This is a genomic window from Sphingomonas aurea, from assembly GCF_030678875.1.
Taxonomy (GTDB): domain Bacteria; phylum Pseudomonadota; class Alphaproteobacteria; order Sphingomonadales; family Sphingomonadaceae; genus Sphingomonas; species Sphingomonas aurea.
Window position 1 is genome coordinate 267,882 of record NZ_JAUUDS010000001.1, and the last position, 24,972, is coordinate 292,853.

At 67.7% G+C, this 24,972-nt stretch carries 30 protein-coding genes; 8 read left to right on the plus strand and 22 right to left on the minus strand.

The features are described from left to right. Positions 1–41: 41 nt before the first annotated feature. From glnA to aroQ, 6 genes are all read right to left on the minus strand, one after another. Positions 42–1,454, minus strand: a complete 1,413-nt coding sequence (gene glnA / locus Q5H91_RS01365) for a type I glutamate--ammonia ligase (RefSeq protein WP_305171432.1) — start codon at positions 1,452–1,454, stop codon at positions 42–44. 93 nt (positions 1,455–1,547) lie between these two features. Next, a complete protein-coding gene (locus Q5H91_RS01370; RefSeq protein ID WP_305171433.1) occupies positions 1,548–1,886 on the minus strand; it encodes a P-II family nitrogen regulator in 339 nt (112 codons plus the stop codon). A gap of 282 nt (positions 1,887–2,168) precedes the next feature. After that, on the minus strand, positions 2,169–2,519 hold the full coding sequence (locus tag Q5H91_RS01375) for an ArsC/Spx/MgsR family protein (RefSeq protein WP_305171434.1): 351 nt from the start codon (positions 2,517–2,519) through the stop codon (positions 2,169–2,171). Between the two features lie 154 nt (positions 2,520–2,673). Beyond that, positions 2,674–4,026 (minus strand): acetyl-CoA carboxylase biotin carboxylase subunit, encoded by a 1,353-nt coding sequence (gene accC / locus Q5H91_RS01380; protein ID WP_305171435.1) that lies wholly within the window; start codon positions 4,024–4,026, stop codon positions 2,674–2,676. 2 nt (positions 4,027–4,028) lie between these two features. Then, the gene (accB, locus tag Q5H91_RS01385) at positions 4,029–4,520 is read right to left on the minus strand and encodes an acetyl-CoA carboxylase biotin carboxyl carrier protein (RefSeq protein WP_305171436.1); all 492 of its coding nucleotides are present in this window, start codon (positions 4,518–4,520) and stop codon (positions 4,029–4,031) included. A 31-nt stretch (positions 4,521–4,551) separates the two neighbouring features. After that, the gene (gene aroQ, locus Q5H91_RS01390; RefSeq protein WP_305171437.1) at positions 4,552–4,989 is read right to left on the minus strand and encodes a type II 3-dehydroquinate dehydratase; all 438 of its coding nucleotides are present in this window, start codon (positions 4,987–4,989) and stop codon (positions 4,552–4,554) included. 91 nt (positions 4,990–5,080) lie between these two features. Between aroQ and thiS the strand changes: the two genes are divergently transcribed. Further along, entirely contained in the window at positions 5,081–6,088 is a 1,008-nt protein-coding gene (gene thiS, locus Q5H91_RS01395) for a sulfur carrier protein ThiS (protein ID WP_305171438.1), read from the plus strand. A gap of 96 nt (positions 6,089–6,184) precedes the next feature. Next, positions 6,185–6,367: a CsbD family protein gene (locus Q5H91_RS01400; protein ID WP_305171439.1), complete on the plus strand. Its 183-nt coding sequence runs from the start codon at positions 6,185–6,187 to the stop codon at positions 6,365–6,367. Positions 6,368–6,482: 115 nt separating this feature from the next. On the opposite strand, the gene Q5H91_RS01405 is transcribed toward Q5H91_RS01400, so the two are convergent. From Q5H91_RS01405 to Q5H91_RS01430, 6 genes are all read right to left on the minus strand, one after another. Continuing rightward, positions 6,483–8,132, minus strand: a complete 1,650-nt coding sequence (locus tag Q5H91_RS01405; RefSeq protein ID WP_305171440.1) for a thiamine pyrophosphate-binding protein — start codon at positions 8,130–8,132, stop codon at positions 6,483–6,485. Positions 8,133–8,177: 45 nt separating this feature from the next. After that, positions 8,178–8,642 carry a GFA family protein gene (locus Q5H91_RS01410; protein WP_305171441.1) on the minus strand — a complete coding sequence of 155 codons (465 nt, stop codon included), beginning with the start codon at positions 8,640–8,642 and terminating at the stop codon, positions 8,178–8,180. Positions 8,643–8,683: 41 nt separating this feature from the next. Beyond that, positions 8,684–9,130, minus strand: a complete 447-nt coding sequence (locus Q5H91_RS01415; RefSeq protein ID WP_305172343.1) for a YaiI/YqxD family protein — start codon at positions 9,128–9,130, stop codon at positions 8,684–8,686. Positions 9,131–9,237: 107 nt separating this feature from the next. Then, positions 9,238–9,930 carry a 50S ribosomal protein L1 gene (rplA, locus tag Q5H91_RS01420; RefSeq protein ID WP_305171442.1) on the minus strand — a complete coding sequence of 231 codons (693 nt, stop codon included), beginning with the start codon at positions 9,928–9,930 and terminating at the stop codon, positions 9,238–9,240. Between the two features lie 4 nt (positions 9,931–9,934). Next, on the minus strand, positions 9,935–10,366 hold the full coding sequence (gene rplK, locus Q5H91_RS01425; RefSeq protein ID WP_305171443.1) for a 50S ribosomal protein L11: 432 nt from the start codon (positions 10,364–10,366) through the stop codon (positions 9,935–9,937). Positions 10,367–10,498: 132 nt separating this feature from the next. After that, positions 10,499–10,858: a PEPxxWA-CTERM sorting domain-containing protein gene (locus Q5H91_RS01430; protein WP_305171444.1), complete on the minus strand. Its 360-nt coding sequence runs from the start codon at positions 10,856–10,858 to the stop codon at positions 10,499–10,501. A gap of 415 nt (positions 10,859–11,273) precedes the next feature. Here Q5H91_RS01430 and Q5H91_RS01435 point away from each other — a divergent pair, with 415 nt between their 5' ends. Together Q5H91_RS01435 and Q5H91_RS01440 are read left to right on the plus strand one after the other, a co-directional pair. Continuing rightward, the gene (locus Q5H91_RS01435; protein ID WP_305171445.1) at positions 11,274–12,248 is read left to right on the plus strand and encodes a hypothetical protein; all 975 of its coding nucleotides are present in this window, start codon (positions 11,274–11,276) and stop codon (positions 12,246–12,248) included. A gap of 94 nt (positions 12,249–12,342) precedes the next feature. Beyond that, a complete protein-coding gene (locus Q5H91_RS01440; RefSeq protein ID WP_305171446.1) occupies positions 12,343–13,140 on the plus strand; it encodes a carbon-nitrogen hydrolase family protein in 798 nt (265 codons plus the stop codon). Between the two features lie 194 nt (positions 13,141–13,334). On the opposite strand, the gene nusG is transcribed toward Q5H91_RS01440, so the two are convergent. From nusG to Q5H91_RS01465, 5 genes are all read right to left on the minus strand, one after another. Beyond that, entirely contained in the window at positions 13,335–13,871 is a 537-nt protein-coding gene (gene nusG, locus Q5H91_RS01445) for a transcription termination/antitermination protein NusG (protein ID WP_305171447.1), read from the minus strand. A gap of 12 nt (positions 13,872–13,883) precedes the next feature. After that, on the minus strand, positions 13,884–14,081 hold the full coding sequence (secE, locus tag Q5H91_RS01450; protein WP_305171448.1) for a preprotein translocase subunit SecE: 198 nt from the start codon (positions 14,079–14,081) through the stop codon (positions 13,884–13,886). Between the two features lie 137 nt (positions 14,082–14,218). Beyond that, positions 14,219–14,683 (minus strand): cytidine deaminase, encoded by a 465-nt coding sequence (locus tag Q5H91_RS01455; RefSeq protein WP_305171449.1) that lies wholly within the window; start codon positions 14,681–14,683, stop codon positions 14,219–14,221. After that, on the minus strand, positions 14,680–15,354 hold the full coding sequence (locus tag Q5H91_RS01460) for a GH25 family lysozyme (protein ID WP_305171450.1): 675 nt from the start codon (positions 15,352–15,354) through the stop codon (positions 14,680–14,682). The genes Q5H91_RS01455 and Q5H91_RS01460 overlap by 4 nt, the downstream gene beginning before the upstream one ends. A gap of 4 nt (positions 15,355–15,358) precedes the next feature. Continuing rightward, positions 15,359–15,841 carry a UPF0262 family protein gene (locus Q5H91_RS01465; RefSeq protein ID WP_305171451.1) on the minus strand — a complete coding sequence of 161 codons (483 nt, stop codon included), beginning with the start codon at positions 15,839–15,841 and terminating at the stop codon, positions 15,359–15,361. A 96-nt stretch (positions 15,842–15,937) separates the two neighbouring features. Here Q5H91_RS01465 and Q5H91_RS01470 point away from each other — a divergent pair, with 96 nt between their 5' ends. The 3 genes from Q5H91_RS01470 (at position 15,938) to Q5H91_RS01480 (ending at position 18,789) form a co-directional block, all read left to right on the plus strand. Next, positions 15,938–17,431: a replicative DNA helicase gene (locus Q5H91_RS01470; protein WP_305171452.1), complete on the plus strand. Its 1,494-nt coding sequence runs from the start codon at positions 15,938–15,940 to the stop codon at positions 17,429–17,431. 268 nt (positions 17,432–17,699) lie between these two features. Further along, positions 17,700–18,404: a hypothetical protein gene (locus Q5H91_RS01475; RefSeq protein WP_305171453.1), complete on the plus strand. Its 705-nt coding sequence runs from the start codon at positions 17,700–17,702 to the stop codon at positions 18,402–18,404. A 166-nt stretch (positions 18,405–18,570) separates the two neighbouring features. Next, positions 18,571–18,789, plus strand: coding sequence for a hypothetical protein (locus Q5H91_RS01480; RefSeq protein WP_305171454.1), 219 nt, complete (start codon positions 18,571–18,573; stop codon positions 18,787–18,789). A 29-nt stretch (positions 18,790–18,818) separates the two neighbouring features. Here the strand turns inward: Q5H91_RS01480 and Q5H91_RS01485 are convergent, their stop codons facing one another. From Q5H91_RS01485 to cobA, 5 genes are all read right to left on the minus strand, one after another. Beyond that, complete coding sequence (locus tag Q5H91_RS01485; protein ID WP_305171455.1) at positions 18,819–19,577, minus strand: phosphoadenylyl-sulfate reductase; 759 nt, start codon at positions 19,575–19,577, stop codon at positions 18,819–18,821. Continuing rightward, complete coding sequence (locus tag Q5H91_RS01490) at positions 19,570–20,004, minus strand: DUF934 domain-containing protein (protein WP_305171456.1); 435 nt, start codon at positions 20,002–20,004, stop codon at positions 19,570–19,572. The genes Q5H91_RS01485 and Q5H91_RS01490 overlap by 8 nt, the downstream gene beginning before the upstream one ends. A gap of 179 nt (positions 20,005–20,183) precedes the next feature. Next, positions 20,184–21,806, minus strand: coding sequence for a nitrite/sulfite reductase (locus tag Q5H91_RS01495; RefSeq protein WP_305171457.1), 1,623 nt, complete (start codon positions 21,804–21,806; stop codon positions 20,184–20,186). 142 nt (positions 21,807–21,948) lie between these two features. Beyond that, positions 21,949–22,245: a DUF2849 domain-containing protein gene (locus Q5H91_RS01500; RefSeq protein ID WP_305171458.1), complete on the minus strand. Its 297-nt coding sequence runs from the start codon at positions 22,243–22,245 to the stop codon at positions 21,949–21,951. Continuing rightward, positions 22,242–23,033 (minus strand): uroporphyrinogen-III C-methyltransferase, encoded by a 792-nt coding sequence (gene cobA / locus Q5H91_RS01505; RefSeq protein WP_305171459.1) that lies wholly within the window; start codon positions 23,031–23,033, stop codon positions 22,242–22,244. The genes Q5H91_RS01500 and cobA overlap by 4 nt, the downstream gene beginning before the upstream one ends. 128 nt (positions 23,034–23,161) lie before the next feature. On the opposite strand from cobA, the gene Q5H91_RS01510 reads away from it, so the two are divergent. After that, positions 23,162–24,961, plus strand: a complete 1,800-nt coding sequence (locus Q5H91_RS01510; protein ID WP_305171460.1) for a DUF885 domain-containing protein — start codon at positions 23,162–23,164, stop codon at positions 24,959–24,961. The last annotated feature ends 11 nt before the right edge of the window (positions 24,962–24,972 follow it).

The following is a 24,972-nucleotide window of genomic DNA, read 5'->3' on the forward strand; positions in this document are numbered from 1 at the left end:
GCTGTGCGCCGGAGCGCACCGCCGTGCCGGTGCGGCACGGCTCAGCCGCTGTAGTACATGTCGTATTCGACCGGCGACGGGGTCATCTCCCAGCGGGCGACCTCCGCGCGCTTGATCTCGACGAATGCCTCGATCTGGTCCTTCGAGAACACGTCACCCTTCAGCAGGAAGTCGTGATCGGCCTCCAGACAGTCGAGCGCCTCGCGCAGCGAACCGGCGACGGTCGGCACTTCGGCCAGCTCGGCCGGGGGCAGGTCGTACAGGTTCTTGTCCATCGCCTCTCCGGGATGGATCTTGTTCTGGATGCCGTCCATGCCCGCCATCATCAGCGCCGCATAGGCGAGATAGGGGTTGGCCAGCGCGTCGGGGAAGCGGACCTCGACCCGCTTCGCCTTCGGACCGGTGCCGTACGGGATGCGGCACGAGGCCGAGCGGTTGCGCGCCGAATAGGCGAGCAGCACCGGCGCCTCGTAACCCGGCACCAGCCGCTTGTAGCTGTTGGTCGACGGGTTGGTGAAGGCGTTGACCGCCTTGGCATGCTTGATGATGCCGCCGATGAAGTAGAGGCACATATCCGACAGACCGGCATAGCCGTTGCCCGCGAACAGCGGCTCCTTGCCGTTCCAGATCGAGAAGTGGGTGTGCATGCCCGAGCCGTTATCTTCCTTGATCGGCTTGGGCATGAAGGTCGCGGTCTTGCCATAGGCGTGGGCGACCTGGTGCACGACGTACTTGTAGATCTGCATGCGATCGGCGGTGGTGGTCAGCGTGCCGAAGGTCAGGCCCAGTTCATGCTGCGCGGCGGCGACCTCGTGATGGTGCTTGTCGCAGGGCAGGCCCATCTCGATCATGGTCGAGACCATCTCGCCGCGGATATCGACCGCCGAGTCGACCGGCGCGACCGGGAAATAACCGCCCTTGGCGCGCGGACGGTGCGCCAGATTGCCGCCCTCATATTCGCGGCCGGAATTCCCGGGCAGCTCGATATCGTCAATCTTGTAGTAGCTGGTCGAGTAGCTGTTCTCGAACCGCACGTCGTCGAACATGAAGAATTCGGCCTCGGGACCGACATAGACGGTGTCGCCGATCCCCGTGGTCTTCAGATACGCCTCGGCGCGCTTCGCGGTCGAGCGCGGGTCGCGGGCGTAGAGCTCACCGGTCGAGGGCTCGACCACGTCGCAGAACACGATCAGCATCGGGGTGGCCGAAAACGGATCGACATACACCGCGTCCAGATCGGGCTTCAGCACCATGTCGGATTCGTTGATCGCCTTCCAGCCCTCGATCGAGCTGCCGTCGAACATCAGGCCGTCGGTGAACTCGTCCTCGCCCATGATGCCGGCCACCATGGTCAGGTGCTGCCACTTGCCCTTGGGGTCGGTGAAGCGCAGATCGACCCACTCGATCTCCTCGTCCTTGATGCGCTGAAGGATGTCGTTGGCAGTTGCAGCCATGAGGTGTTCTTTCCTTATCGTCACCCCAGCGAAGGCTGGGGGCTTGCTGTAACGGGGAGACCCCGGCTTTCGCCGGGGTGACGGGGTTAGTGCTTAGATTGCGGCTTCATCGCGCTCGCCGGTGCGGATGCGGAGCGCGGTTTCGACGGGGATGACGAAGATCTTGCCGTCGCCGATGCGGCCGGTCTGCGCGGCGGCGGCGATCGCCTCGACGACGCGTTCCGCCAGCACGTCCTCGACGACGACCTCCAGCTTCACCTTGGGCAGGAAATCGACGACGTACTCGGCGCCGCGGTACAGCTCGGTATGACCCTTCTGCCGGCCGAAGCCCTTGGCCTCGGTCACGGTGATGCCGGACACGCCGATCTCGTGCAGTGCTTCCTTCACCTCATCCAGCTTGAACGGCTTGATGATGGCCTCGACCTTCTTCACGGCTTTCCCCGATACGTGATGAGACGCTCGCCCGTGCGAGCGCAATGCAGGCAACGTGCCAGTCGGGTGCCTCAGGGGCAACCCCGGATCGGCCGGCTGACCCTGCCGCAAATGTAGGCAGGGAGGCGCCCGCTGCCCGTCAATGCGGCAGCACGGCCCCTCGCAAAACGTCACGAAAAGTCACGGGGTCGTGCGTGCCGTGCGAAGGCGTGACGGGGTGACAGAGTCGCGAGCGCGCCTCCGGCCACCATCACGCATCTGGCCGGCTGTTGGACCGCGAAATCAGCGCGGCGCGATCCGGCTGGCCTGCGCCACGGACATGATGTCGCGGACACGCTCCGGGGGGCGGGCGAGCACCACGCCCATGTCGGTCTCGACCAGCGGCCGCTCGATAATCGCGGGGTTCGCGGCCATGCCGGCGAGGATCGCATCGTCGGCGATTGCGGGTGCGTCGGCGCGGAGGCCCTCGCGCGGTGTCATGCCGGCGCGTGCGTAGAGGCGAGCGAGTTCGTCGGCCGTCAGCGGAGCCTTTAGATACTCGACCACCGTCACATCCGCGCCGGCCTCTTCCAGGATCGCGAGGGTGGCGCGCGACTTCGAGCAGCGCGGGTTGTGGTAAATGGTGGCTTTCACCTTGGCCTCTTCAGCGCGTCGCCTCTGCGCAGGCAGTGGCCTGTATGGGGCTTGGGAGAGCATGGCTGGGAGAGGCCCCTGCCTGCGCAAAACCGCGCCTTGAGGCGCGCTTCGCCGCGCTGGCCGTGGCTAGGCCGCGTGCGCAATAGCTCCGCTATTGCGTCTCGCGGCCTAGCCATTCCTCCAGCCACTTGATGGTGTACGCCCCATCGGCGAACTCCGGATCCTCGATCAGCTCGCGGTGGAGGGGAATGGTGGTCTTCATTCCCTCGATCACGAACTCCTCCAGCGCGCGGCGCAGGCGGGCGATGCAGCGTTCGCGGGTGGTGCCGTAGACGATCAGTTTGGCGATCATGCTGTCGTAATAGGGTGGGACTTTATAGCCGGCATAGAGACCCGAGTCGACGCGGACGTGCATGCCGCCGGGCGCGTGGAACTGGGTGACCTTGCCGGGCGAGGGCGTGAAGTTGCGCGGATCCTCGGCGTTGATCCGGCACTCGATGGCGTGGCCGTGGAAGCGGATGTCTTCCTGCCGGCAGGACAGGGGATGCCCCTCCGCGACGCGGATCTGCTCGCGGACCAGGTCGATGCCGGTAATCATCTCGGTCACCGGATGCTCGACCTGCAGCCGGGTGTTCATCTCGATGAAGTAGAAGTGGCCGTCTTCCCACAGGAACTCGATCGTGCCGGCACCGCGATAGCCCATGTCCGCCATCGCCTTCGCGACGATGCCGCCCATTCGCGCCCGCTCCTCGGCGGTGATGACGGGAGAGGGCGCCTCTTCCAGCACCTTCTGGTGGCGACGCTGGAGCGAGCAGTCGCGCTCGCCCAGGTGAATGGCGTTGCCGTTGCCGTCGCCGAACACCTGGAACTCGATATGGCGTGGGTTGCCGAGATATTTCTCCATGTAGACGGTCGCGTCGCCGAACGCCGCCTTCGCCTCGGACCCGGCCTGCTGCATCAGGCTTTCGAGCTGGTCGGGGCTGTTGCACACCTTCATGCCGCGGCCGCCGCCACCCGACGCCGCCTTGATGATGACCGGATAGCCGATCTGTTCGGCAAGCGCCGTCGCCTCGGCGATGTCGCTGATCGCGCCGTCCGAGCCGGGGACCAGCGGCAGGCCGAGCGCGCCGGCGGTGCGCTTGGCCTCTACCTTGTCGCCCATGGTGCGGATATGCTCGGGCTTGGGGCCGACGAAGAGGAGCCCGTGGCTCTCGACGATCTCGGCGAAGCGGGCATTCTCGCTGAGGAAGCCATAGCCCGGATGGACCGCGTCGGCGCCGGAGATCTCGGCGGCCGAGATGATGTTGGGGATATTGAGGTAGCTGTCGGTCGCCGATGGCGGTCCGATGCAGATCGCCTCGTCCGCCAGCCGGACATGCATCGCGTCGGCATCGGCGGTGGAGTGGACCGCCACCGTCTGGATGCCCATCTCGTGACAGGCGCGGTGGATGCGCAGCGCGATCTCGCCGCGATTGGCGATCAGCAGCTTCCTGATCTGCGTCATGGTTATTCGACCACCACGAGCGGCTGGTCGAATTCCACCGGCTGGCCGTTCTCGACCAGGATCGCGGTGACGGTGCCGGCGGTCGGCGCGACGATCGGGTTCATCACCTTCATCGCCTCGACGATCAGCAGCGTGTCGCCGGCGGCGACCCGCGCGCCGACCGGGGCGAACGCCTTCGCCTCGGGATTGGGCGAGAGATAGGCGGTGCCGACCATCGGCGAGCGGACCGCATCGGCGGTCGGCGCCGGGGTGGAGGCACCGACCTCCGCGACGATCGCCGCGCCTGCCGCCGGACTGGCCAGCGGTGCCGGCTGGGGCGCGGGGGCATACTGGACGGGGGCGGCGACCGGTGCAGCCTTGCGCGCGACGCGGATCTTGCGATCCTTGTCCTCGACCTCGATTTCGGTCAGCTGGGTAGTGTCGAGCAGCTCGGCGAGCTGGCGGACGAGGTCGACGTCGATCTGCATCGGATCGGCCGGTTTCGGATCGGTCATGGATATTTCCCTGTTCAAGCGCGCGCGTCTGTCAGAACCGGGCCGCGGCTTCAAGCGCCAGCAGGTAGGATTGCGCGCCGAACCCTGCGATCGTGCCCTTGGCAGCGCGGCCTATGTAGCTGATATGCCGGAATTCTTCACGCGCATGGGGGTTGGAAAGGTGCACCTCGATCACCGGCGTGCGAATGCCCTTGATCGCGTCGTGAACGGCGATGGAGGTGTGGGTGAAGGCGCCGCCGTTCAGGATCACCCCCTTTGCGCCACGTGCCTGCGCCTCGTGCAGCCAGTCGACCAGATGGCCCTCGTGGTTGGACTGGCGCATGTCGATCTCCAGCCCCAGGTCGCGGGCGCGATCCTCGAGCTGGCCGGCAATGTCGTCGAGCGTGTCGTGGCCGTAGATCTCTGGCTCGCGGGTGCCGAGCAGGTTCAGGTTCGGGCCGTTCAGGACGAAGACGGTTGCGGCGGTCATCACGGGCTTTCGGTTGCGGCGCCCGGTGTCGACGCCTAGATCGGCGGCATCCTACCCCCATGCCCTGACCCAAGTCGAGGACCCGTCACCCATGCCCCATAGCGACGGCACCGTCACCATCACCGTCAACGGCGAGCACAAGCGCGTCGCCGCAGGCATCACCATCGCCCAGCTCGCCAGCGAACTGGGGCTGGTGCCCGAGAAGGTTGCGGTGGAGCGCAACATGGAGGTCGTGCCGCGCTCTACCCTGGCGCAGGTGGTCGTCGAGGACGGTGACGATTACGAGATCGTCCATTTCGTCGGCGGCGGCGACCATGCGGGCAAGGTCGATACCGACAGCTGGACGGTCGCGGGCAGGACGTTCCGATCGCGCCTGATCGTCGGCACCGGCAAGTACAAGGACTTCGCCCAGAACGCCGCGGCGGTCGAGGCGTCGGGCGCGGAGATCGTCACGGTGGCGGTGCGGCGGGTCAACGTGTCGGACCCGAACGCGCCGATGCTGACTGACTTCATCGATCCCAAGCGCGTCACCTATCTGCCGAACACCGCCGGCTGTTTCGACGCGGAAAGCGCGATCCGCACGCTGCGGCTGGCGCGCGAGGCGGGCGGCTGGGACCTCGTGAAGCTGGAGGTGCTGGGCGAGGCGAAGACGCTCTATCCCGACATGCACGAGACGCTGCGCGCAACCGAGATCCTGGCCAACGAAGGCTTCAAGCCGATGGTCTACTGCGTCGACGATCCGATCGCGGCGAAGCGGCTGGAGAATGCCGGCGCGGTGGCGATCATGCCGCTGGGTGCGCCGATCGGGTCGGGACTGGGTATCCAGAACCGCATCACGATCCGCCTGATCGTCGAGGGCGCGGGCGTGCCGGTGCTGGTCGATGCCGGCGTCGGCACCGCATCGGACGCGGCGGTCGCGATGGAGCTGGGCTGCGACGGTGTGCTGATGAACACCGCGATCGCCGAGGCGAAGGACCCGATCATGATGGCCGCGGCGATGCGTGCCGCGGTCGAGGGCGGCCGACTGGCATACCGCGCCGGGCGGATGGGGCAGCGGCGCTATGCCGACCCGTCCAGCCCGCTTGCCGGACTGATCTGACGCAAGATTCATGGAACCTGCGCGGCGGACGCGTCGTTTAATCCGTAACAATTCAAGCGGCCCGACTGGCGGGCGCGCATAATTACGGAGGCCATCATGGGCGAATTCACCGACAAGGTCGCAGCAGCCGGCAACAAGGTCGCAGGCAACGTCAAGGAAGCCGTGGGCAAGGCGACCGACAACGACAAGCTGGTTGCAGAGGGCCAGGCCCAGCAGGTCAAGGGCGCCGGTCAGGACGTCAAGGGTTCGGTCAAGGGTGCACTTGGCGACAACATCTGACGTCGCAGTCCTGAACTAAACGGCAGGGCCGTCGCGATCGCTCGCTGCGGCCCTTCTCGTTGTCAGCCATGCCTTCGATGTCAGCGGTTCGCGCGGTAGCGTTGGCGAGTGGGCGTCAACCGGCCGGGCGTGACAAGGCGTCCAGTGTCGTGGCCGGCGTGATAACCTCTATGTCGGTGACCAGGTGCAGCAGCCGCACGCCCTCTTCCGCCTGCGCGCGGGCAAGCGCATAGGCGAAATCGTCGGTGCGTTCCACCCGCTCGGCCCAGCAGCCATAGGCGCGGGCGAGGGCGGCGAAATCCGGGTTGGCCAGTCCGGTTCCACTCGGGCGGCCGGGAAACGCGCGCTCCTGATGCATGCGGATCGTCCCGTAGGTGCCGTTGTCGATCACGAGGACGATCATGGAGGCGCCGTGCTGTACCGCGGTCGCCAGCTCCTGACCGTTCATCAGGAAACACCCGTCACCAGCCAGCGCGACGACGCTGCGGCCCGGATGGCGTAGCGCGGCGGCGACCGCGGCGGGCAGGCCGTACCCCATCGCGCCGGCGGTCGGGGCGAGCTGCGTCCCCGGCCCGGCATAGCGCCAGTAGCGGTGCCACCAGCCGCTGTAATTCCCCGCGCCGTTGCAGATGATCGTATCCGCGGGCAGCGTGTCGCGCATCGCGGCGACGCATTGTCCCAGATCCAGTGCGACGCCCTCACGCGGCACCGGCGTCGACCACTGCTCGAACGCCCGATGCGCCTCCTTACCGGCCGCGTGCGGCGGTCCGTCGATCGTCAGCAGCGCCTCGGCAAATTCCGCCATTCCGGCGCAGATCGCCAGATCGGTGCGATAGGTCATGCCCAGCTCGTCTGGGTCCGGGTGGACGTGGATCAGCCGCTGCCCCGGATGATCGGGCGTGACGAGGCTGTAGCCGTCGGTCGTCGCCTCGCCGAGACGCGGACCGACGACGAGCAGCAGGTCCGCCGCCCTGACCCGTGCGACCAGCGCGGGATTGGGTCCATAGCCGAGATTGCCGGCATAGGCGGGGCAGTCGTTGGGAACCGCGTCCTGCCGGCGAAAGGCGGCGACGACGGGCACGCAGGTCCGGTCGGCCCACGCCGCGAAATTCTGCGCCGCGATCCGATCCCAGCCGGCGCCGCCGACGATCGCCACCGGCCGTTCGGCGGTGGCAAGCAGATCGGCGAGCGGGGCGATCGCCGACTCGTCGCAGCCCTGCGGCGTGCGCGTCGCGCGGGGACGGTCGACTGCCTCTACCATGTCGAGCAGCATGTCTTCCGGTAGTGCGAGCACCACCGGACCCGGCCTGCCATTCATCGCGGTGGCATAGGCGCGGGCGACATATTCGGGAATGCGCGCGGCATCGTCGATGCGGGCCGCCCATTTGCACAAGGGACCAAACATGCGGGCGAAGTCGATCTCCTGAAACGCCTCGCGGTCGCGGGTGGCGCGGTCGACATCGCCGATGAACAGGATCATCGGCTGGGAATCCTGCATCGCGACATGAACGCCGATCGACGCGTTGGTCGCGCCGGGTCCGCGGGTGACGAAGGCGACGCCCGGGCGGTGGGTCAGCGCACCGTCTGCGCAGGCCATGAACGCGGCGCCACCCTCTTGCCGGCACACGACCAGATCGATCGCCGGCGTGTCGTGGAGGGCGTCGAGCACGGCGAGGAAGCTCTCGCCCGGAACGGTAAAGATGCGCTCGCAGCCCTGGATCAGGAGCTGGTCGACGAGCAGGCGGCCACCGGTGCGCTGGGTCATGGACGCCAGCCTAACGCGGCGAGCGTCACCTGTAACCCTTTGACGTCAGCCGATGCCGCGATCCTTGCGATAGGCCGCGATCAGGGGCGAATAATCGTCCGCGGCGGGAAAGCGGCCGAAGCTTCGCGCCGCGCCCGTCACGGCCCAGGGCAGCGCCTCATCGGTCTGCGTTTCCATCCAGGGCGCAAACCAGGCGGGATCGTCGAGCAGCGTCGCGCGAACGTTGACGAAGCCCATGGCGGCGCGGGGGCGGGTGAACACCCAGCTCTTGCACCAGTCGCAGTGATGATGGTCCGCCTCATCACCGTGCAGGCCGCCGATCACCGTATCACCGGCGGTCAGCGCGAAGCCGTCGTCGGGCAGCATGAGCGTGGTCGAGAAGGCGCTGCCGGTCATGCGCTGGCAGCCGCGGCAGTGGCAGGCCGCCTCCATCCACGGCGCGGCCGTCATCTGGAAGCGAACCCGTCCGCAGCGGCAGCCGCCCTCGATGGGCAGGGCAGGAATGGCCATGGTCGCGTATCCTTCCGATTCGATCGCGTGATCCCAACCGATCAGCGCCGCGCCAGTTTCACCAGGGTCGCATCCAGCGCGGAGAGGAAGCGCGAGCGGTCCGTCTTTGCAAAGGGCGGCGGGCCGCCGATCTGATCGCCGCCGGCGCGCAGGTCCGCCATGATCGCGCGCGTCGCGATCGCGCCGCCGATCGAGGCGATGGTGAACGGCCTGCCAGTGGGAGCGAGGACGGTCGCGCCCGCTTTCAGGCAGCGATCGGCGAGGAGGATGTCGGCGGTGACGACCACGGCATCGCCGTCGGCATGCTCGGCGATCCAGTCGTCCGCCGCGTCGAAACCGTCGCTCACCACGACCCGGTCGACCAGCGGGTGCTGGGGGATGCGCAGGTGCTGGTTGCTGACGATGGTGACCGGCACGCCGACGCGCCACGCGACCCGGTAGACCTCGTCCTTCACCGGGCAGGCGTCGGCGTCGACCAGGATGCGGATGGTGGCGATGATCGGGTTCCTCTCGGCTGTCGAACAGAAAAGGGCCGGGATCGCTCCCGGCCCTTTCCGTTATGGTCGTCGGATCGGGGCGATGCCCCGCTTCGGTATCAGGCGCCGGCGACCTCGGTCGTGTCGACCCGGATGCCCGGGCCCATGGTCGAGGACACGGCGATCTTGCGGACATACTTGCCCTTCGCGCCCGACGGCTTGGCCTTCACCACGGCATCGACCAGCGCGTCGAAATTGGCGCGCAGGTCCTCGGCCGGGAAGCTCGCCTTGCCGATGCCCGAGTGGATGATGCCGGCCTTCTCGACGCGATACTCGACCTGGCCCGACTTGGCGTCCTTGACCGCCTGCGCGACGTTCATCGTCACGGTGCCGAGCTTCGGGTTCGGCATCAGGCCCTTGGGGCCCAGCACCTTGCCGAGACGGCCGACGACGCCCATCATGTCAGGCGTCGCGATGCAGCGGTCGAAGTCGATGGTGCCGCCCTGGATGGTCTCCATCAGGTCCTCGGCGCCGACGACGTCCGCACCCGCCTCGCGCGCCTCGTCCGCCTTCGCCCCGCGCGCGAACACGCCGACGCGGACGGTCTTGCCGGTGCCCTTGGGCAGGTTGACGACGCCGCGGACCATCTGGTCGGCGTGGCGCGGATCGACGCCGAGGTTCAGGGCGACCTCGATCGTCTCGTCGAACTTGGAGGTGGCGTTGGTGCGGGCGAGGGCGATCGCCTCGTCGATGCCGTGCAGCTGCTCCGGATTGATCGAGAGCGCCTTCTGCTTCTTGCTCAGCTTGGCCATCGTATCAGCCCTCCACCACTTCGAGGCCCATCGCGCGGGCGGAGCCGGCAATGATCTTCGTCGCCGCCTCGATGTCGTTGGCGTTCAGGTCCTTCATCTTGACCTGCGCGATCTCCGACAGCTGTGACATCTTGATCTTGCCCGCGGACGCCTTGCCCGGCTCCTTCGAACCCGACTTCAGGTTGATCGCCTGCTTGATGAGGAAGGTCGCCGGCGGCGTCTTCGTCTCGAACGAGAAGGAGCGGTCCGCATAGACGGTGATCTTGGTGGGGATCGGCGTCCCCTTGGCCATGTCGGTCGTCGCGGCGTTGAACGCCTTGCAGAACTCCATGATGTTCACGCCGCGCTGACCCAGCGCCGGGCCGATCGGCGGAGCAGGCTTGGCGTCGCCCGCCGGAACCTGCAGGTTGATGTAACCTGTAATCTTCTTTGCCATGTCACTCTATTCCAAGTTTAGCGGTCCAGACGGATGCCAGGGCACCCTCCCGCGAGCTGTTCCATCGGTGGACGGAAGAGCGCGCCCTTAGCGAAGCGCGCGCCAACAGGCAAGGGCGCCGGGCAGGGTCTGTCAGGCAGCTACCGCCGCGGGCCGCCCGCGCCACCGGCGCAGCGCCGCCCCGGTCAGGCCGAAGCCGGCGAGCATCAGCGCCCAGCTCTGCGGCTCCGGCACCGCGGACATGACCGCGACCCGGTAGCTGGTCAGGCGCGCGAAGGTGGCGTCGGTCACGTGCGTCGTATCGACCGTCAGCGGATCGGTCGCCGAACCAGCAAGGTTGGTGCCGGTCGCCGCATTGGATACGCGCACTATCATCGCGGTCGTCGAATCGGACCGGTCGAGGCCGGTATGGATCTCGCACAGCGCCGCATCGGTGCACCCGTTGATGCTCGCCGGATCGCTGTCGAAATCATAGGTCCTGCCGTCGATCACGACGCCGTCGACCAGATAGGGGATGACGAACGTGGAAAGGCGGCGTGCGGTCCCGCTCCGCCCGTCGTTGTTCGTGCATCCCGATCCCGTGAAGACCGTCGCGCAGCTGCCGTCGAGAAATTCGACGTCGGTATAGCTGCGATACTGGACGCCATCGACGTCATAGATCCGGTCGCCGACCCCCGACAGAAAGGGATCACTGCCGATGCCGCGGATCGCATCGCCAGCGTGGTGTCGAGATGCACCTCGTTCGACAGCCGCCCGATCAGTTGAAAGGGCAACGGGGGCGGCGCGGCGTTCGTCACCCGTGCATGGCTAATCGCGGTATCGGTCGCGGCATAGGGGAGTGATCCGATTTGGGTAGGCCGATTGCCGCTGTCCTACACGGACGAAAAGGTAGAGATGGTCTGCCGACATGGCACGATCCCCCATATCCGGACGGGCATTGACCCGCGAGCAGGCGCTGGAGAACCGCGCTTTCCTGAAGGCGCTGGCGCGGACCGGCAATGTCCGGCTCGCCGCGCGTGAGGTGGGGGTGCGGTACGGCACCATCCAGCATCGGCGGAAACATCATCCCGCCTTCGCGCAACGCTGGGAGGCGGCGCTGGCCACGGCGCAGGCGCGGCTGAACCGGCGGCTCGACCCGGCGGCGCCGGCGGCGGCGCGGGTGCCGGTGGGGAAGTGCGACGTGCACCGCACGCAGGGCGGCGAGCCGGTGATCGTGCGCACCCCCGATGGCCGCGTGCAGGTGCGCCGCTCACAGCCGGGCAAGCTGACGCGGGCGTGCGAGCAGGCGTTCCTGTCGGCGCTGTCGGCGACCGCCAACATCGCGCTGTCGGCCGCGGCGGCGGGCGGGGCGGAGGCGGCGTTTCATCGCCGCCGGCGCAACAACCCCGCCTTCGCGCGCGAGATGCGGATGGCGCTGGCGATGGGGTATGAGCGGGTCGATATGGCGCTGGTCGCGGGGTTTCGCATCGGCAGCCATGAGGACGACGCCTGGCGGCACAATGAACCGCCGACGATGCCGGCGATGACGCCGGCACAGGCGCTGCAACTGCTGTACCTCCACCAGAAGGAAGCGCGCTTCTTCGACCAGCGTCCCGATCGGCGGCGGCGCCGGAACGAGAGGGAGGCGACGCACGCCGCGCGCATCCGGGCACGCTACATCGCCGACCTGGCGCGCGAGGCCGAGGACCAGATGCTGGCGACGGTGCTGCGCAACCTGAAGCGCGGCGCTGTACGGCATGAGCAGCCGCCGCTGCTGCCCGCGCTGGATCAGGTGACGGGATGGTCGAAGGCGGACCCGGCGAAGGTGCCGACGCGGGAGGGGCTGGCGCTGTTCGGCGGGTGGCGGCTGGAGGACTGGGAGGCGCGGGAGGGGAAGGACTGATGCAGTAGGGGGCTTGAAAAGATGATTTTGGGAAGGAAGATGTCGGGCGGTACTTAGATGATGGCGGCGATGCGGCGGGACGCTATACAGGGTCATGGCCAGTTGTCGCATAGCCCTCGCCAACCTTCCTGTTGCAGACACGCCGGAACAGTCCGTTGAGCTTGCCGTCGAAGCTATTGCCGAAGCGGGTCGTCAAGGCGTGCAGATCATCTGCTTTCCGGAGTGCTTCATTCCCGGCTATCGCTGGCAGGACAACAACTTACCACCGCCTTCTCTGACGTTTCTCGAGGACGCGTGGGACAGGGTAGGCGTCGCGGCGAAGTCGGCGGGTGTTTCCGTGATACTCGGTACCGAGCGGCCGACCGAGCATGGGCTGCAGATCACCGCAAGGATATATGATCCGGACGGATCGACCCAGGGCTGGCAGGACAAGGGGCAGCTCGATCCGTTGGAAGAGGTGCAGTACCCGGCGTTCGGAACCGAGCGGCGCGTGTTCACCGCAGGCGAAGTCACCTTCGGCGTCGTCATCTGCCACGAGGGATGGCGTTACCCGGAAACGGTGCGGTGGGCGGCGCGTCGCGGCGCACAGATCGTCTTTCACCCTTACGCATATATTGCCGAGCCCGGCTCCTACCGGCCGCAAACCTTCGTTCACCCCGACAACAGCTTCCACGAGAAGGCGATCCTGTGTCGCGCGGCGGAAAACACCTGCTGGTTCGCATCGGTGAACTGCGCGAGCGAGGGTGCGCCGGCGACCTCCGCGATCGCTCGGCCGGACGGCACCCTGCTGTCCTACCAGCCCTATGGTCAGGCGGGGCTGCTGATCGCCGATCTCGATCTGGACCTGGCTACGCGCCAGCTTGCCGAGCGCTGTCGTACGTCGCCGATGTGACCATCGTCGGGCCGACATTTGCCACTACGTTCGAGCGGGTGTCGGAAAATAGACGCGGCGAGCATGGAAAAGGCGCGGGAGTTAATCCCGCGCCTGACGTCAGTCGGGTTCGCTGAAGCGACCCGCTGGCCGGTCGAGCGCCGTCTCGCTTCGAGCTTCGCTCGGCGCGTGCGGTCAGCAACTAAGCCGCAGGCTTACTTGCTTCGCTCGACCTGCTCGAAATCCAGTTCGACCGGGGTGGCGCGACCGAAGATCGAGACTGACACCTTGACCTTCGACTTGTCGAAATCGAGTTCCTCGACCGTGCCGTTGAAGCTGGCGAAGGGGCCGTCGAGCACCTTGACCGCGTCGCCGATCTCGTAATCGACCTTGACCTTGGTCTTGGGCGCGGCGGCGGCTTCTTCCTTGGAGTTCAGCATCCGCGCGGCTTCGGACTCGCTGATCGCCTGGGGCTTGCCCATGCTGCCGAGGAAGCCCGTGACCTTGGGCGTGTTCTTGACGAGGTGATAGACCTGGTCGTTCATGTCCAGCTTGGCGAGGACGTAGCCGGGCATGAACTTGCGCTCGACCGCGATCTTCTTGCCGCGACGCGCCTCGGTCACGGTCTCGGTCGGCACCTCGATCTGCTCGACCAGGCGGTCGAGGCCCATGCGGGTCGCCTCTGCCATGATCGAATCGCGGACCTTGCCCTCGAAACCCGAATAGGCGTGGATGATGTACCAGCGCGCCATGAAATCAGATCCTTACTGCGCGAGCTTGAGAAGGGCGTTGACGAGCGTGTTGAAGAACGAGTCCACGCCCAGGAAGAACAGCGCCAGGATCGTCGTCATGATGACGACCATCAGGCCGGTCATCCAGGTTTCCTTCCAGGTCGGCCAGGTGACCTTCCTGGTCTCTGCCTTGACCTGGTTGATGAACTCGATGGGGGTCGTCTTCGCCACTTGGTTCCGCCCGTAAATTGCACGACGTGGAGACATGGCGCCGCCCGCCGCTTGCCTTTCGGAAGCCGGCGTGGGGAACCATCCTCGCTGTCGGATGGGTGCTGCACTTAATCGCCGGCCCGGCCAAACGCAAGGCGTCAGGAAATGCCCAGGTCGCCGGGGCCAAAGGCGTGGGGAAGGAGGTCCGACAGGCGGTGGCGGGCGACCGCGTCGCCCTCTGCCGCCGCGCACAGCACGGGCAGGTCGCGGCCGCCCATCTGCGCGGCCTCGTTGATGACCTGGCGGCAGCGGCCGCAGGGGCTGACCGGGGTGGTACCGGTCGGGCGGCCGGATGCGTCCATCGCGCCGCCGATCACCGCGACGGCGACGATCTGACGCAGCCTTCCCTGCGCGCTGGCGGTGGCAATCGCGACCGTTTCCGCGCAGAGCGACAGGCCGTAGCTGGCATTCTCGACATTGGCGCCGGTCACGACGCTGCCGTCCGCCATCAGCAGCGCGGCGCCGACCGCGAAGCGCGAGTAGGGGGCGTGGGCGTGGAGTGCCGCGGCGCGCGCGGCGGCGATCAGGGTGCGGACGGTCTCATCCGGCAGGACATCGGTCATGGTCTCACCACGTTCCAGTTGACGGGCCCCTCGATGCCGTCGACCCGGCGCAGGTCGCTGGCGCGCCACATCGCCCAGGGGCGGGCAGGGTAGCCGGGGGCGAAGAAATTGCCGCTTGCCCAGACCGGGCGCTGGATCGCGGCGGTCAGGGCGAAGACGTGCTCGACGGGCTTCGAGATGCGCAGCAGCACGGGCTTGCCGGTATGCGCCTCGACCAGCGCGATGAAGCGCCTGAGGTCGGCGGCAAGCGCGGCGGGTTCGGGCCGGGCAGCGCAGTCCTCGCGCAGGTCGATGTCGACCGCAGGGGGCAGCGCGTCGGCGATGCGCGGCACGGTGGTGTTGAACGTATTGGCCTGCGCCACGGCAGGCTGACAGAGCGAGTAGAGGTGGACGGCGCCGCGGCGCAGGCCGGCGGCGGGCAGGGCGTTCCAGTTCGCCTCGAACGAGGGCACGCGCCGGTCGGCCCCGGCGGTCGCCGCCAGATAGGCGAAGTCGGCGCCGGCGGCACGCACCGTGCCCCACTCGATCTCGCCGGGATTCTCGCCCAGATCGATGCCCTGGAGCGGATAGGTCGCGTGGTCGGGCGCCCAGCCGGTGGCATAGTGCCAGCCGCCGATGCCGATCGCGCCGGCCGCGACCAGGATCGCGGCGGCCTTGGCCAGGAAATTCATGTGGTCAGCCCCGAAGATGCAGGACGCACAGCAGCGTGAAGAGCCGCCGCGCGGTATCGAAATCGACGTCGATTTTGCCGGCGAGGCGCTCCTTCAGCAGCTCGGCCGCCTCGTTGTGGATGCCGCGCCTGGCCATGTCGACCGTCTCGATCTGCTGCGGCGTCGCCTGGCGGATCGCCTGGTAATAGCTGTCGCAGATCGCGAAATAATCCTTGATCGGCCGCCGGAAGCGGCCGAGCGCCAGCACCAGCGTCTCCAGATGCGAGCCGTCCTCGCGGTGGATGTGGATGCCCAGGCGCCCCTCCTCCGTCTCCAGCTTGATCCGGTAGGGGCCGGCATAGCCGTCGGGATAGGCGCGCTGGGGCGCGAAGCGATTGTCCTCGATCAGGTCGAAGATCGCGATCCGCCGCTCCTGCTCGACATCGGCCGAGCGCCAGCCGATGCTGCGCTCGTCGAGCTCGACATGGATGATCCGCGGGTCGGCCATGGCCCCGATTAGCGGCGCGGACGAAGCCTGTCACTTATCCCCAGCAATTCGCCGCGCGCCGCTTGAGAACGCCTCGGCAGCGCGTAGAAGCGGCCGATGGCCACCCTAGCATTCCCCGCCCCCGCGACCCCCGCGGAACCCCAGCAGCTGCCCCGCAACGTCGAGGCGGAGGCCGCGATGCTCGGCGCGATGATGATCGACAATCGCCTCGCCGACGATCTGGTCGACCGGCTGGAACCGGCGCATTTCTTCGAGCCGCTGCACGGCCGCATCTTCGCCGCGATCAAGACGCTGCGCGCCAACGACATGCTGGCGACGCCCGTCACGCTGCGCCCGATGTTCGAGGCGGACGAGGCGATGAAGGAGCTGGGCGGCCCCGCCTATCTGGCCGGACTGACCGGCTCTGGCGCGGGACTGATCGGTGCGCGCCAGTTCGCGACGCAGATCTATGACCTGGCGATGCTGCGCGCGCTGGTGACGGTAGGCCGCACGCTGGTCGACCGGGCGATGGACACGTCCGAAGAGGTGAACCCGCGCGCGCAGATCGAGGCGGCGGAGGAGGAGCTGTACAAGGTCGCCGGCGACGGCGGTGCCGAGAACGCGACCAAGACCTTTGCCCAGGCCACGACGATGGCGGTGAAGATGGCCGAGCGCGCGCTGAACAGCGGCGGCAACCTGTCGGGCGTCACCACCGGGCTTGATTCGATCAATGCCAAGATCGGCGGCATGCACCATTCGGACCTGATGATCCTGGCCGGGCGTCCCGGCATGGGCAAGACGTCGCTGGCGACCAACATCGCGTTCAACGCCGCGCGCCGGTGGATGCGCGACATGGCCGACGGCATCGCGCCGGCCGATTCGGTGGGGGCGAAGGTCGCGTTCTTCAGCCTGGAAATGAGCGCCGACCAGCTCGCCACGCGTATCCTGGCCGAGCAGTCGCAGATCAGCTCCGAATCGCTGCGCATGGGCAAGATCAGCCGGCAGGAGTTCGCGCAGCTGGCCGCCGCGGCCGCCGAGCTGGAGAACCTGCCGCTGTTCATCGACGATACCGGCGGCCTCAGCATCTCGGCGCTGCACACCCGCGTCCGCCGGCTGCAGCGGCGGCACAATAACGAGATCGGCCTGGTCGTGGTCGACTATCTCCAGCTGCTGACCAGCGGCGGCAAGGGATCGAAGGAGAACCGCGTCCAGGAAATCTCCGAGATCAGCCGCGGGCTGAAAACGCTGGCCAAGGACATGAACGTGCCGGTGCTGGCGCTGTCGCAGCTGAGCCGCGCGGTCGAGAGCCGCGAGGACAAGCGCCCGATGCTGTCCGACCTGCGCGAATCGGGATCGATCGAGCAGGACGCGGACATGGTCTGGTTCGTGTTCCGCGAGGATTACTACACCGCCGCGCGCGAGCCCAAGCGCCCGGTGGAGGGCGACGACAGCAAGGTGTTCGAGGACCACCAGAAATGGGCGACCGACATGGAGCGGGTCTATGGCCTGGCCGAGCTGATCGTCGCCAAGCAGCGCCACGGCGCAACCGGCAAGGTGGTGATGAAGTTCGACCCGACGATCACCCGCTTCTCGGACTATGCGGGGTATTGAGGGAGAGGATCAAACTCGCCTCCCTGGTCCAGGAAGGGGAGAAGTATGGGGCGGCGGCTGCTCATGCCTTCCGATCCTTCTCCGCGAACATTCTGCTGCATTGCAGAAATATCCTCCGCATCGCCCAAACTGGGCATGCCGGCCGATCGCTTATCGGTCACACGGTGGGCGTACCGGGGGGAACCGGTGCGAACGGACATCGTCGGCCGGCCGTCATTCACAGGGAGGGGGCGGCCGGGCGGCGGTGGACACGTCAAAAGGGGTAATCATGACTGTCAGTTTCTCGACGGCGCGCGTGCTGGGCACGGGCGCGCTGGGTCTGGTCGCGCTCGCCTGCGCCGCGCCGGCTGCCGCGCAGACGACCGTGAACGATCCGGCATCGACCTTCACCGTCGCGGTGACCGCGGGCACGCTGGGGATCGGACCGGAAGTGGGGTTCCGCTTCGCCGACCATATCGGCATCCGCGGCAACGCCACCTTCCTGGGGATCAACGCCGACTATAGCTCCGACGACATCGACTACGACGGCAAGCTGAAGCTGAAGTCGTTCGGCGCGATGGTCGACGTCTATCCGTTCGGCGGCTCGTTCCGCGTCTCGGGCGGCGCGCGCATCAACCGCAACTATGCGCGGCTGAACGCCACGCCGAGCGGATCCTCGGTCGAGGTCGGCGACGACACCTACACCCAGGCGCAGGTCGGCACGCTGTCCGGCCGGGCCGAGGTGAAGAAGGTCGCGCCGGCGCTGACGCTCGGCTGGAGCGGATCGAACCGCCGCGGCTTCATGTTCGGGTTCGAGGCGGGCGCGCTGTTCCAGGGTTCGGTCAAGGTGCGCGACTTCACCTCGACCGGCACGCTGCAGAACAACGCCACCTTCCGCGCCAGCCTGGAAGAGGAGCGTCGCAGCCTGCAGGATGATGTCGACGATTATAAGGTCTATCCGATCGTCCAGGCCTCGATCGGGTGGCGGTTCTAAAGCTTTCGGCTTTCACGAGCTGAACAGGGAGGGGCCGGCTCTCGCGACTTCAGTGTCGCGAGGGCCGGTTCTTTGCGTGCCGGCCAACATGACCGAAGTTTAACGGAACGCGCCGTCGCAGCCGACCGTATCTCGTCCGTCGGACATGGTGTTCGTGGAGGTCGATATGCGCTTCGTTTCCCTGCTCGCCCTGCCATTGCTCGTCGCGACCGCCTCGCCGGTGCTGGCCAAGGGCTGCATCCGCGGTGCGGCGGCCGGCGCGGTGGGTGGACACATGGTCGGCAAGGGGCACGCGATGCTCGGCGCGGCGGCGGGCTGCGCGATCGCACACCACCATTATGCCAAGCAGGCGCGCGCGCAGAAGGCCGCGGCCCGCGCGCACTGACGATAGCGCACGCGGGGCAAGGGTGACGGTCAGAAGACCGGGTCTTCGCCCGGCTGCACCGGCTGGTGGATGCCGCATTCCACCTTGTCCCAGCCGCGCCAGCGACCGGCACGGGGATCCTCGCCAGGACGCACCTTGCTGGTGCACGGCGCGCAGCCGATCGAGAGATAGCCCTGCGCCTCCAGCGGGTGGCGGGGCAGGTCGTGCTCCTCGAAATAGGCGTCGAGATCGGCCTTCTTCCAGTCGGCGAGCGGGTTGATCTTCAGCCGGCCCTCATCCTCCTCGAAACGGGGCAGGGCGAGGCGGGTGCCGGACTGGAAGCCCTTGCGGCCCGAGATCCAGGCGTCGAACGGGGCGAGCGCGCGGCGCAGCGGCTCGACCTTGCGGATCTCGCAGCAGCCGTCGGGGTCGTAGGACCAGCGCAGCCCGGTTTTGTCCTTCGCCGCCAGCACGCGCGGGTCCGGACGGAAGACGCGCAGGTCGGTCAGGCCGAGCCGCTCCGACAACTCATCCCGGTAAGCAAGAGTCTCGCCGAACATCTTCTGCGTGTTGGTGAAAATGACCGGCACATCCGGGTCGATCGTCGCCACCATGTGGAGAAGGACGGCGGACTCGGCACCGTAGGACGAGACCGAGGCGATGCGGCCGGCGAGTTCGCCGGTCAGCAGCTCGCGCAGCATATCGGGTGCGGATACACCATCGAACCGCGCCTGCATCGCGGCGGCATCGGCGGCGGTGAAGGCGGGGGCGGTGTCGATCGTATCGAGGATGCGGGCGGGCTCACCCATGGCGCAGTTTCCAGACGGGAACGGCGGCGTCGGCCGCCGCCTGATAGCGATAATCGTAGCGTTCGAGGCTGCGGCGGAGCGCATCGCCGTCGATCTCCGCCTGGGGCGCGAAGCTGTCGAAGCCGCAGCGGCGCATCAGCGGCAACTGGTCGACGAGCACGTCGCCCTGTGCGCGCAGCTCGCCACTGTAGCCCGCCTCGCGCAGGATACGGCCGGCGGAATAGCTGCGGCCGTCGCGGAACGTCGGGAAGCTGACCTCGACCAGCGCGAGCCGGTCGAGATGGGGGAGGAGCGCGCGGGCGTCCTCGCCCGCCTCCAGCCGGACGGCGGTGGCGTTGGTCTGTTCCGCGAGGAACGCGTCGAGGGTGACGGCGGGCTCGTCATGGGCCGGGTCGTCGCGGAAGCGGAGAAGGGCGTCAGCGGTCATGGCGGAACCTGCTCCCCTCCCTGTCAGGGAGGGGCTGGGGGTGGGTGGCGTGGAGCGATACGGCGGCGGCAGGCGTGCGGGCGGCCGTATCACCCGGCCGCGACCCACCCCCGACCCCTCCCTGAAAGGGAGGGGAGAACGTTGGCGCCCCTCCCTGAAAGGGAGGGGAGAACGTTGGATCACCCATAGATCGCCTCCTTGAACGGCTGCATCCCGATCCGGCGATAGGTGTCGAGGAAGCGCTCGCCCTCGGCGCGGTGGGCGACGTAGGTGTCGGTGACGCGCTCGATCGCGTCGACGACGCCGTCCTCGTCGAAGCCGGGCCCGGTGATCTTGCCGAGCGACACGTCCTCCGCGCCCGAACCGCCGAGCGACAGCTGGTAGTTCTCGGTGCCCTTCTTGTCGACGCCGAGGATGCCGATATGGCCGGCATGGTGGTGGCCGCAGGCGTTGATGCAGCCCGAGATCTTGACCTTCAGCTCACCCAGATCGCGCTGTTTCGGCGCGAGGCGGACGGCGAGCTTCTGCGCCAGCGGGATCGAGCGGGCATTGGCCAGGCTGCAATAGTCGAGCCCGGGGCAGGCGATGATGTCGGTGACGAGGTCCAGGTTCGCCTCGGCCAGACCGGCCTCGGCCAAGGCCTGCCACACCGCGGGCAGGTCGCGCTCGGCAACATGCGGCAGGACGATGTTCTGCGCGTGGGTGACGCGCAGCTCGTCGTGCGAGTAGCGCTGGGCCAGGTCGGCCATCAGGTCGATCTGGTCAGCGGTGGCGTCGCCGGGGATGCCGCCGACCGGCTTCAGGCTGACCGTGACGATCGCGTGGCCGGGCGCCTGATGGGCGCGGACGTTCTGGTCGAGCCAGACGGCGAAGTCGGGATCGCTGCGGTCGAGGGCGACCGGCGCGGCGTCCAGCGCGGGAGGCGCGAACATCGCGGTGATGCGGGCCAGCTCGGCGGCGGGCGGGTCGATGCCGAGCGCCTTGACGAGCGCGAACTCCTCCTCGACCTGGCGGCGATAGTCGTCGGCGCCGATCTCATGGACCAGGATCTTGATCCGCGCCTTGTACATATTGTCGCGCCGGCCATAGCGATTGTAGACACGTAGACAGGCTTCAAGATAGCTCATCAGGTCGTCGGCGGTGACGAAGTCGCGGATCAGCGGCGCGATCATCGGGGTGCGGCCCATGCCGCCGCCGACGAAGATCTGGCCGCCGAGCACGCCGTCTCGCTCGACCAGCCGAATGCCGATATCGTGGAGGCGCATCGCGGCGCGGTCCTCGTCGGCGGCAATCACGCAGATCTTGAACTTGCGCGGCAGGTAGCTGAATTCCGGGTGGAAGGTGCTCCACTGACGGATCAGCTCGGCCCAGGGACGCGGGTCGGCGACCTCGTCGGCGGCGGCGCCGGCGAACTGGTCGGACGAGATGTTGCGGATGCAATTGCCGCTGGTCTGGATGGCGTGCATCTCGACCGTCGCCAATTCTGCAAGGATATCAGGCGTATCCTCCAGCTTGATCCAGTTGAACTGGAGGTTCTGGCGGGTGGTGAAGTGGCCGTAGCCACGATCGTACTTGCGCGCGATATGGCCGAGCATCCGCATCTGCCGGCTGTCGAGCGTGCCATAGGGCACCGCGACGCGCAGCATGTACGCGTGCAGCTGGAGATAGAGGCCGTTCATCAGCCGCAGCGGCTTGAATTGATCCTCGGTCAGTTGGCCCGACAGGCGGCGGGCGACCTGGTCGCGGAACTCCTCGACACGGGCATCGACGATCGACTGGTCGTACTGGTCGTACTTATACATGGCTCTTCCTAAATCCTCCCCTGCAAGGGGAGGGGGACCAGCGAAGCTGGTGGAGGGGTGTCGCCGATCGCGGACCGGGGACACCCCTCCGTCAGCACGATGTGCTGCCACCTCCCCTGCAAGGGGAGGAGCGAGCGGCCATTCATATGACCCAGCTGCCCGCCTGCGGGTCGGCGGGCTTCAGTGTCAGGTCGGCGCGCACGGTGGGGCCGAGCGCGCGGATGCGGTCCTTGATGTGGGCGGGGCGGGGGCCGTCGGCGGTCAGGCTCGCCTCGATCACGTAAGGCACGTTGACGCGACGCGCGCCCTCCTCGGCACGGGCGATCGCCTCGCCCTGGTCGCCGACGTCGGTGGCGTCCTCGATGTGGCGGGACCAGCCGTTGCCGGTCCACCAGGTGACGTCGCCCGAGGCGAGATCGTTGCCGGTCAGGATCTTCATGCTGCCATACCCTCTGCGACGCGTGCCCAGCGGCCCAGCTTGTCCTCGGCATCCGAGAGGGTGACGACCTCACCGACGACGATGATCGCGGGGCTGCCGACCTTCTCGCGATCGACCATCGCGCCGAGATCGGCGAGGAGCGTGCGGATCGCGCGATGACCCTCCAGCGTGCCGCGCTCCAGCACCGCGACCGGCATGTCGGGAGCGACGCCGTCGGCCATCAGCTTGTCGGCGATCGCGGCGGCGGTGGCGACGCCCATGTAGATGACGAGCGTGCGGCCCTGCCCGGCAAGGCCGGACCAGTCCTGCTCGGACAGGCCCTTGCACTGGCCGGCGACGAACGAGACGGCCGAGCTGTGGTCGCGGTGGGTGAGGGGTAGCATCGCCTCTGCCGCGCAGCCGAGCGCGGCCGACACGCCGGGGATCACCTCGACCGGCAGGCCGGCGGCGCGCACCGCCTCCACCTCTTCCCCGCCACGGCCGAAGATGAACGGGTCGCCGCCCTTCAGCCGGACGACGACCGCGCCGGTGCGGACATGCGCGACGATCAGCGCATTGATCGCCTCCTGCGGCAGGGTGTGGCGCGCGCGGCGCTTGGCGACCGAAATGCGCTGCGCCGTGGCGGGCGCGAGGTCGAGGACGCGCGGGTCGATCAGGCCGTCATGCACGACGATGTCGGCGCCGCGCAGCGCCTCCACCGCGCGGACGGTGAGAAGGCCGGGGTCGCCGGGGCCGGCACCGACCAGGATGACCCGGCCGCGGGCTGTGGGATCGAGTAACGTCGCCATGATCGCCAGATGGGCGCGGGGGCCGGGCGGCGAAAGCCACATCTGCTTGGGGATCGGCTAGTCCTGCTTTCGCCGGCGCGATGGCGGGCGTAGGGAAGGAACATAACCGCTTCGATCCAAGGACATCCATGCGCCACATCCTGCTCGCCGCCCTGATGATCGCCACCGCCGCGCCGGCGCTCGGCCAGGCGCTGCCGCCCCCCGTGCCGGTGCCGGGCGACGGGCCGGAGGATGCGAAGCTGAAGCGGCTGTTCTACGACAGCGACGAGCGCGACCTGGCGCTCGACCCGATCAGCGCGATCTTTCGCGGCGACATGCGCTACGCCGACCAGTTCGGCGAATATCTGACCGACGCGCGCACCGCCCAGAACAAGCGCAACGTCGAGGCCGACCTGGCCGCGCTGAAGGCGATCGATCGCGCCAAGCTGACCCATGTCGACCAGATCGCGTACGACGTGTTCCGCAACCAGGCCGAGATCAACCTGCGGGGCTTTGCGCCCAACATCCTGGCGGTGACGCGGCTGTTGCCGATGAACCATTTCGGCGGCTTCCAGACCTTCTATCCCGACTTCGCCAGCGGCAAGGGCGGGGCGCCGTTCAAGACGGTGGCGGACTATCGCAACAACCTGAAGCGCAATGCCGGCTATGCCGCGCTCTACGACCGGGCGATCGCGCTGATGCGCGAGGGGATGGCGAAGGGCGTGGTGCAGCCCAAGCTGGTCGTCACCAACATGATCGCGCAGTTCGACGCGCTGATCGACCAGGGCGTGGAGGGATCGGTCTTCTACGCGCCGGTCACCATGTTCCCCGACACGGTGCCCGCCGCCGATCGGCCGGCGCTGACCGCCGCCTACGGCGCGCAGGTGCGTGACGTCATCATCCCGGCGCACCGCAAGATGCGCGATTTCCTGAAGACCGAGTATCTGCCCAAGGCGCGCGACACGGTCGGCCTGTCGGCGCTGCCCGGTGGTGCGGCGCTGTACGATTACGACATCGAGGCGAGCACCACCCTGCCGCTCAAGGCCGATGCCGTGCACCGGCTGGGCCTGTCCGAGGTGGCGCGGATCACGCGCGAGATGGAGGCGCAGAAGGCGGCAGTCGGCTTCAAGGGGACGCTGGCGCAGTTCTTCGACTATCTGCGCACCGACACCCGCTTCCAGCCCAAGAGCGCGGCGGAGCTGCGCGCGGGCTATGAGGCGATCGGCAAGCGGATCGACCAGCGCATCGCCACGCAATTCTCGCTGATCCCCAAATCGCCGCTGGAGATCCGCCCGGTGCCGGACTTCCGCGCCAAGACCGATGCCGGCGGATCGTACCAGCAGGGTACGCCCGATGGCTCGCGGCCCGGCATCTTCTACTACAACACCTATGACCTGCCGACCCGCTACACCTGGGGCATGGAAACCCTGTACCTGCACGAGGCGGTGCCGGGGCATCATTTCCAGATCAGCCTGGCGCAGGAGAATGCGGCGCTGCCCGCCTTCATGCGCTTCGGCGGCAATACCGCCTATGTCGAAGGGTGGGCGCTGTATGCCGAGACGCTGTGGAAGCCGCTGGGCATGGAGACCGATCCGTACCAGCGGATGGGCGGCCTGTCCGACGAGATGCTGCGTGCGATGCGGCTGGTCGTCGACACCGGCATCCACGCCAAGGGTTGGACCCGCGACCAGGCGATCGCGTACATGCTGGCCAACTCGCCGATGGGCAGGACCGACGCCACCGCCGAGGTGGAGCGATACATCGCCATTCCGGGGCAGGCGCTGGCGTACAAGATCGGCCAGCTGACCATCCTGAAGCTGAAGGCGGAGGCGCAGGCGAAACAGGGCGCGAAGTTCGACCCGCGCGCCTTCCACGCCGAGGTGCTGGACACGGGGTCGCTGCCGATGCCGGTGCTGGAGAAGAAGCTGCGGGACTGGATGGTGAAGTAGGGAAGGCTGCT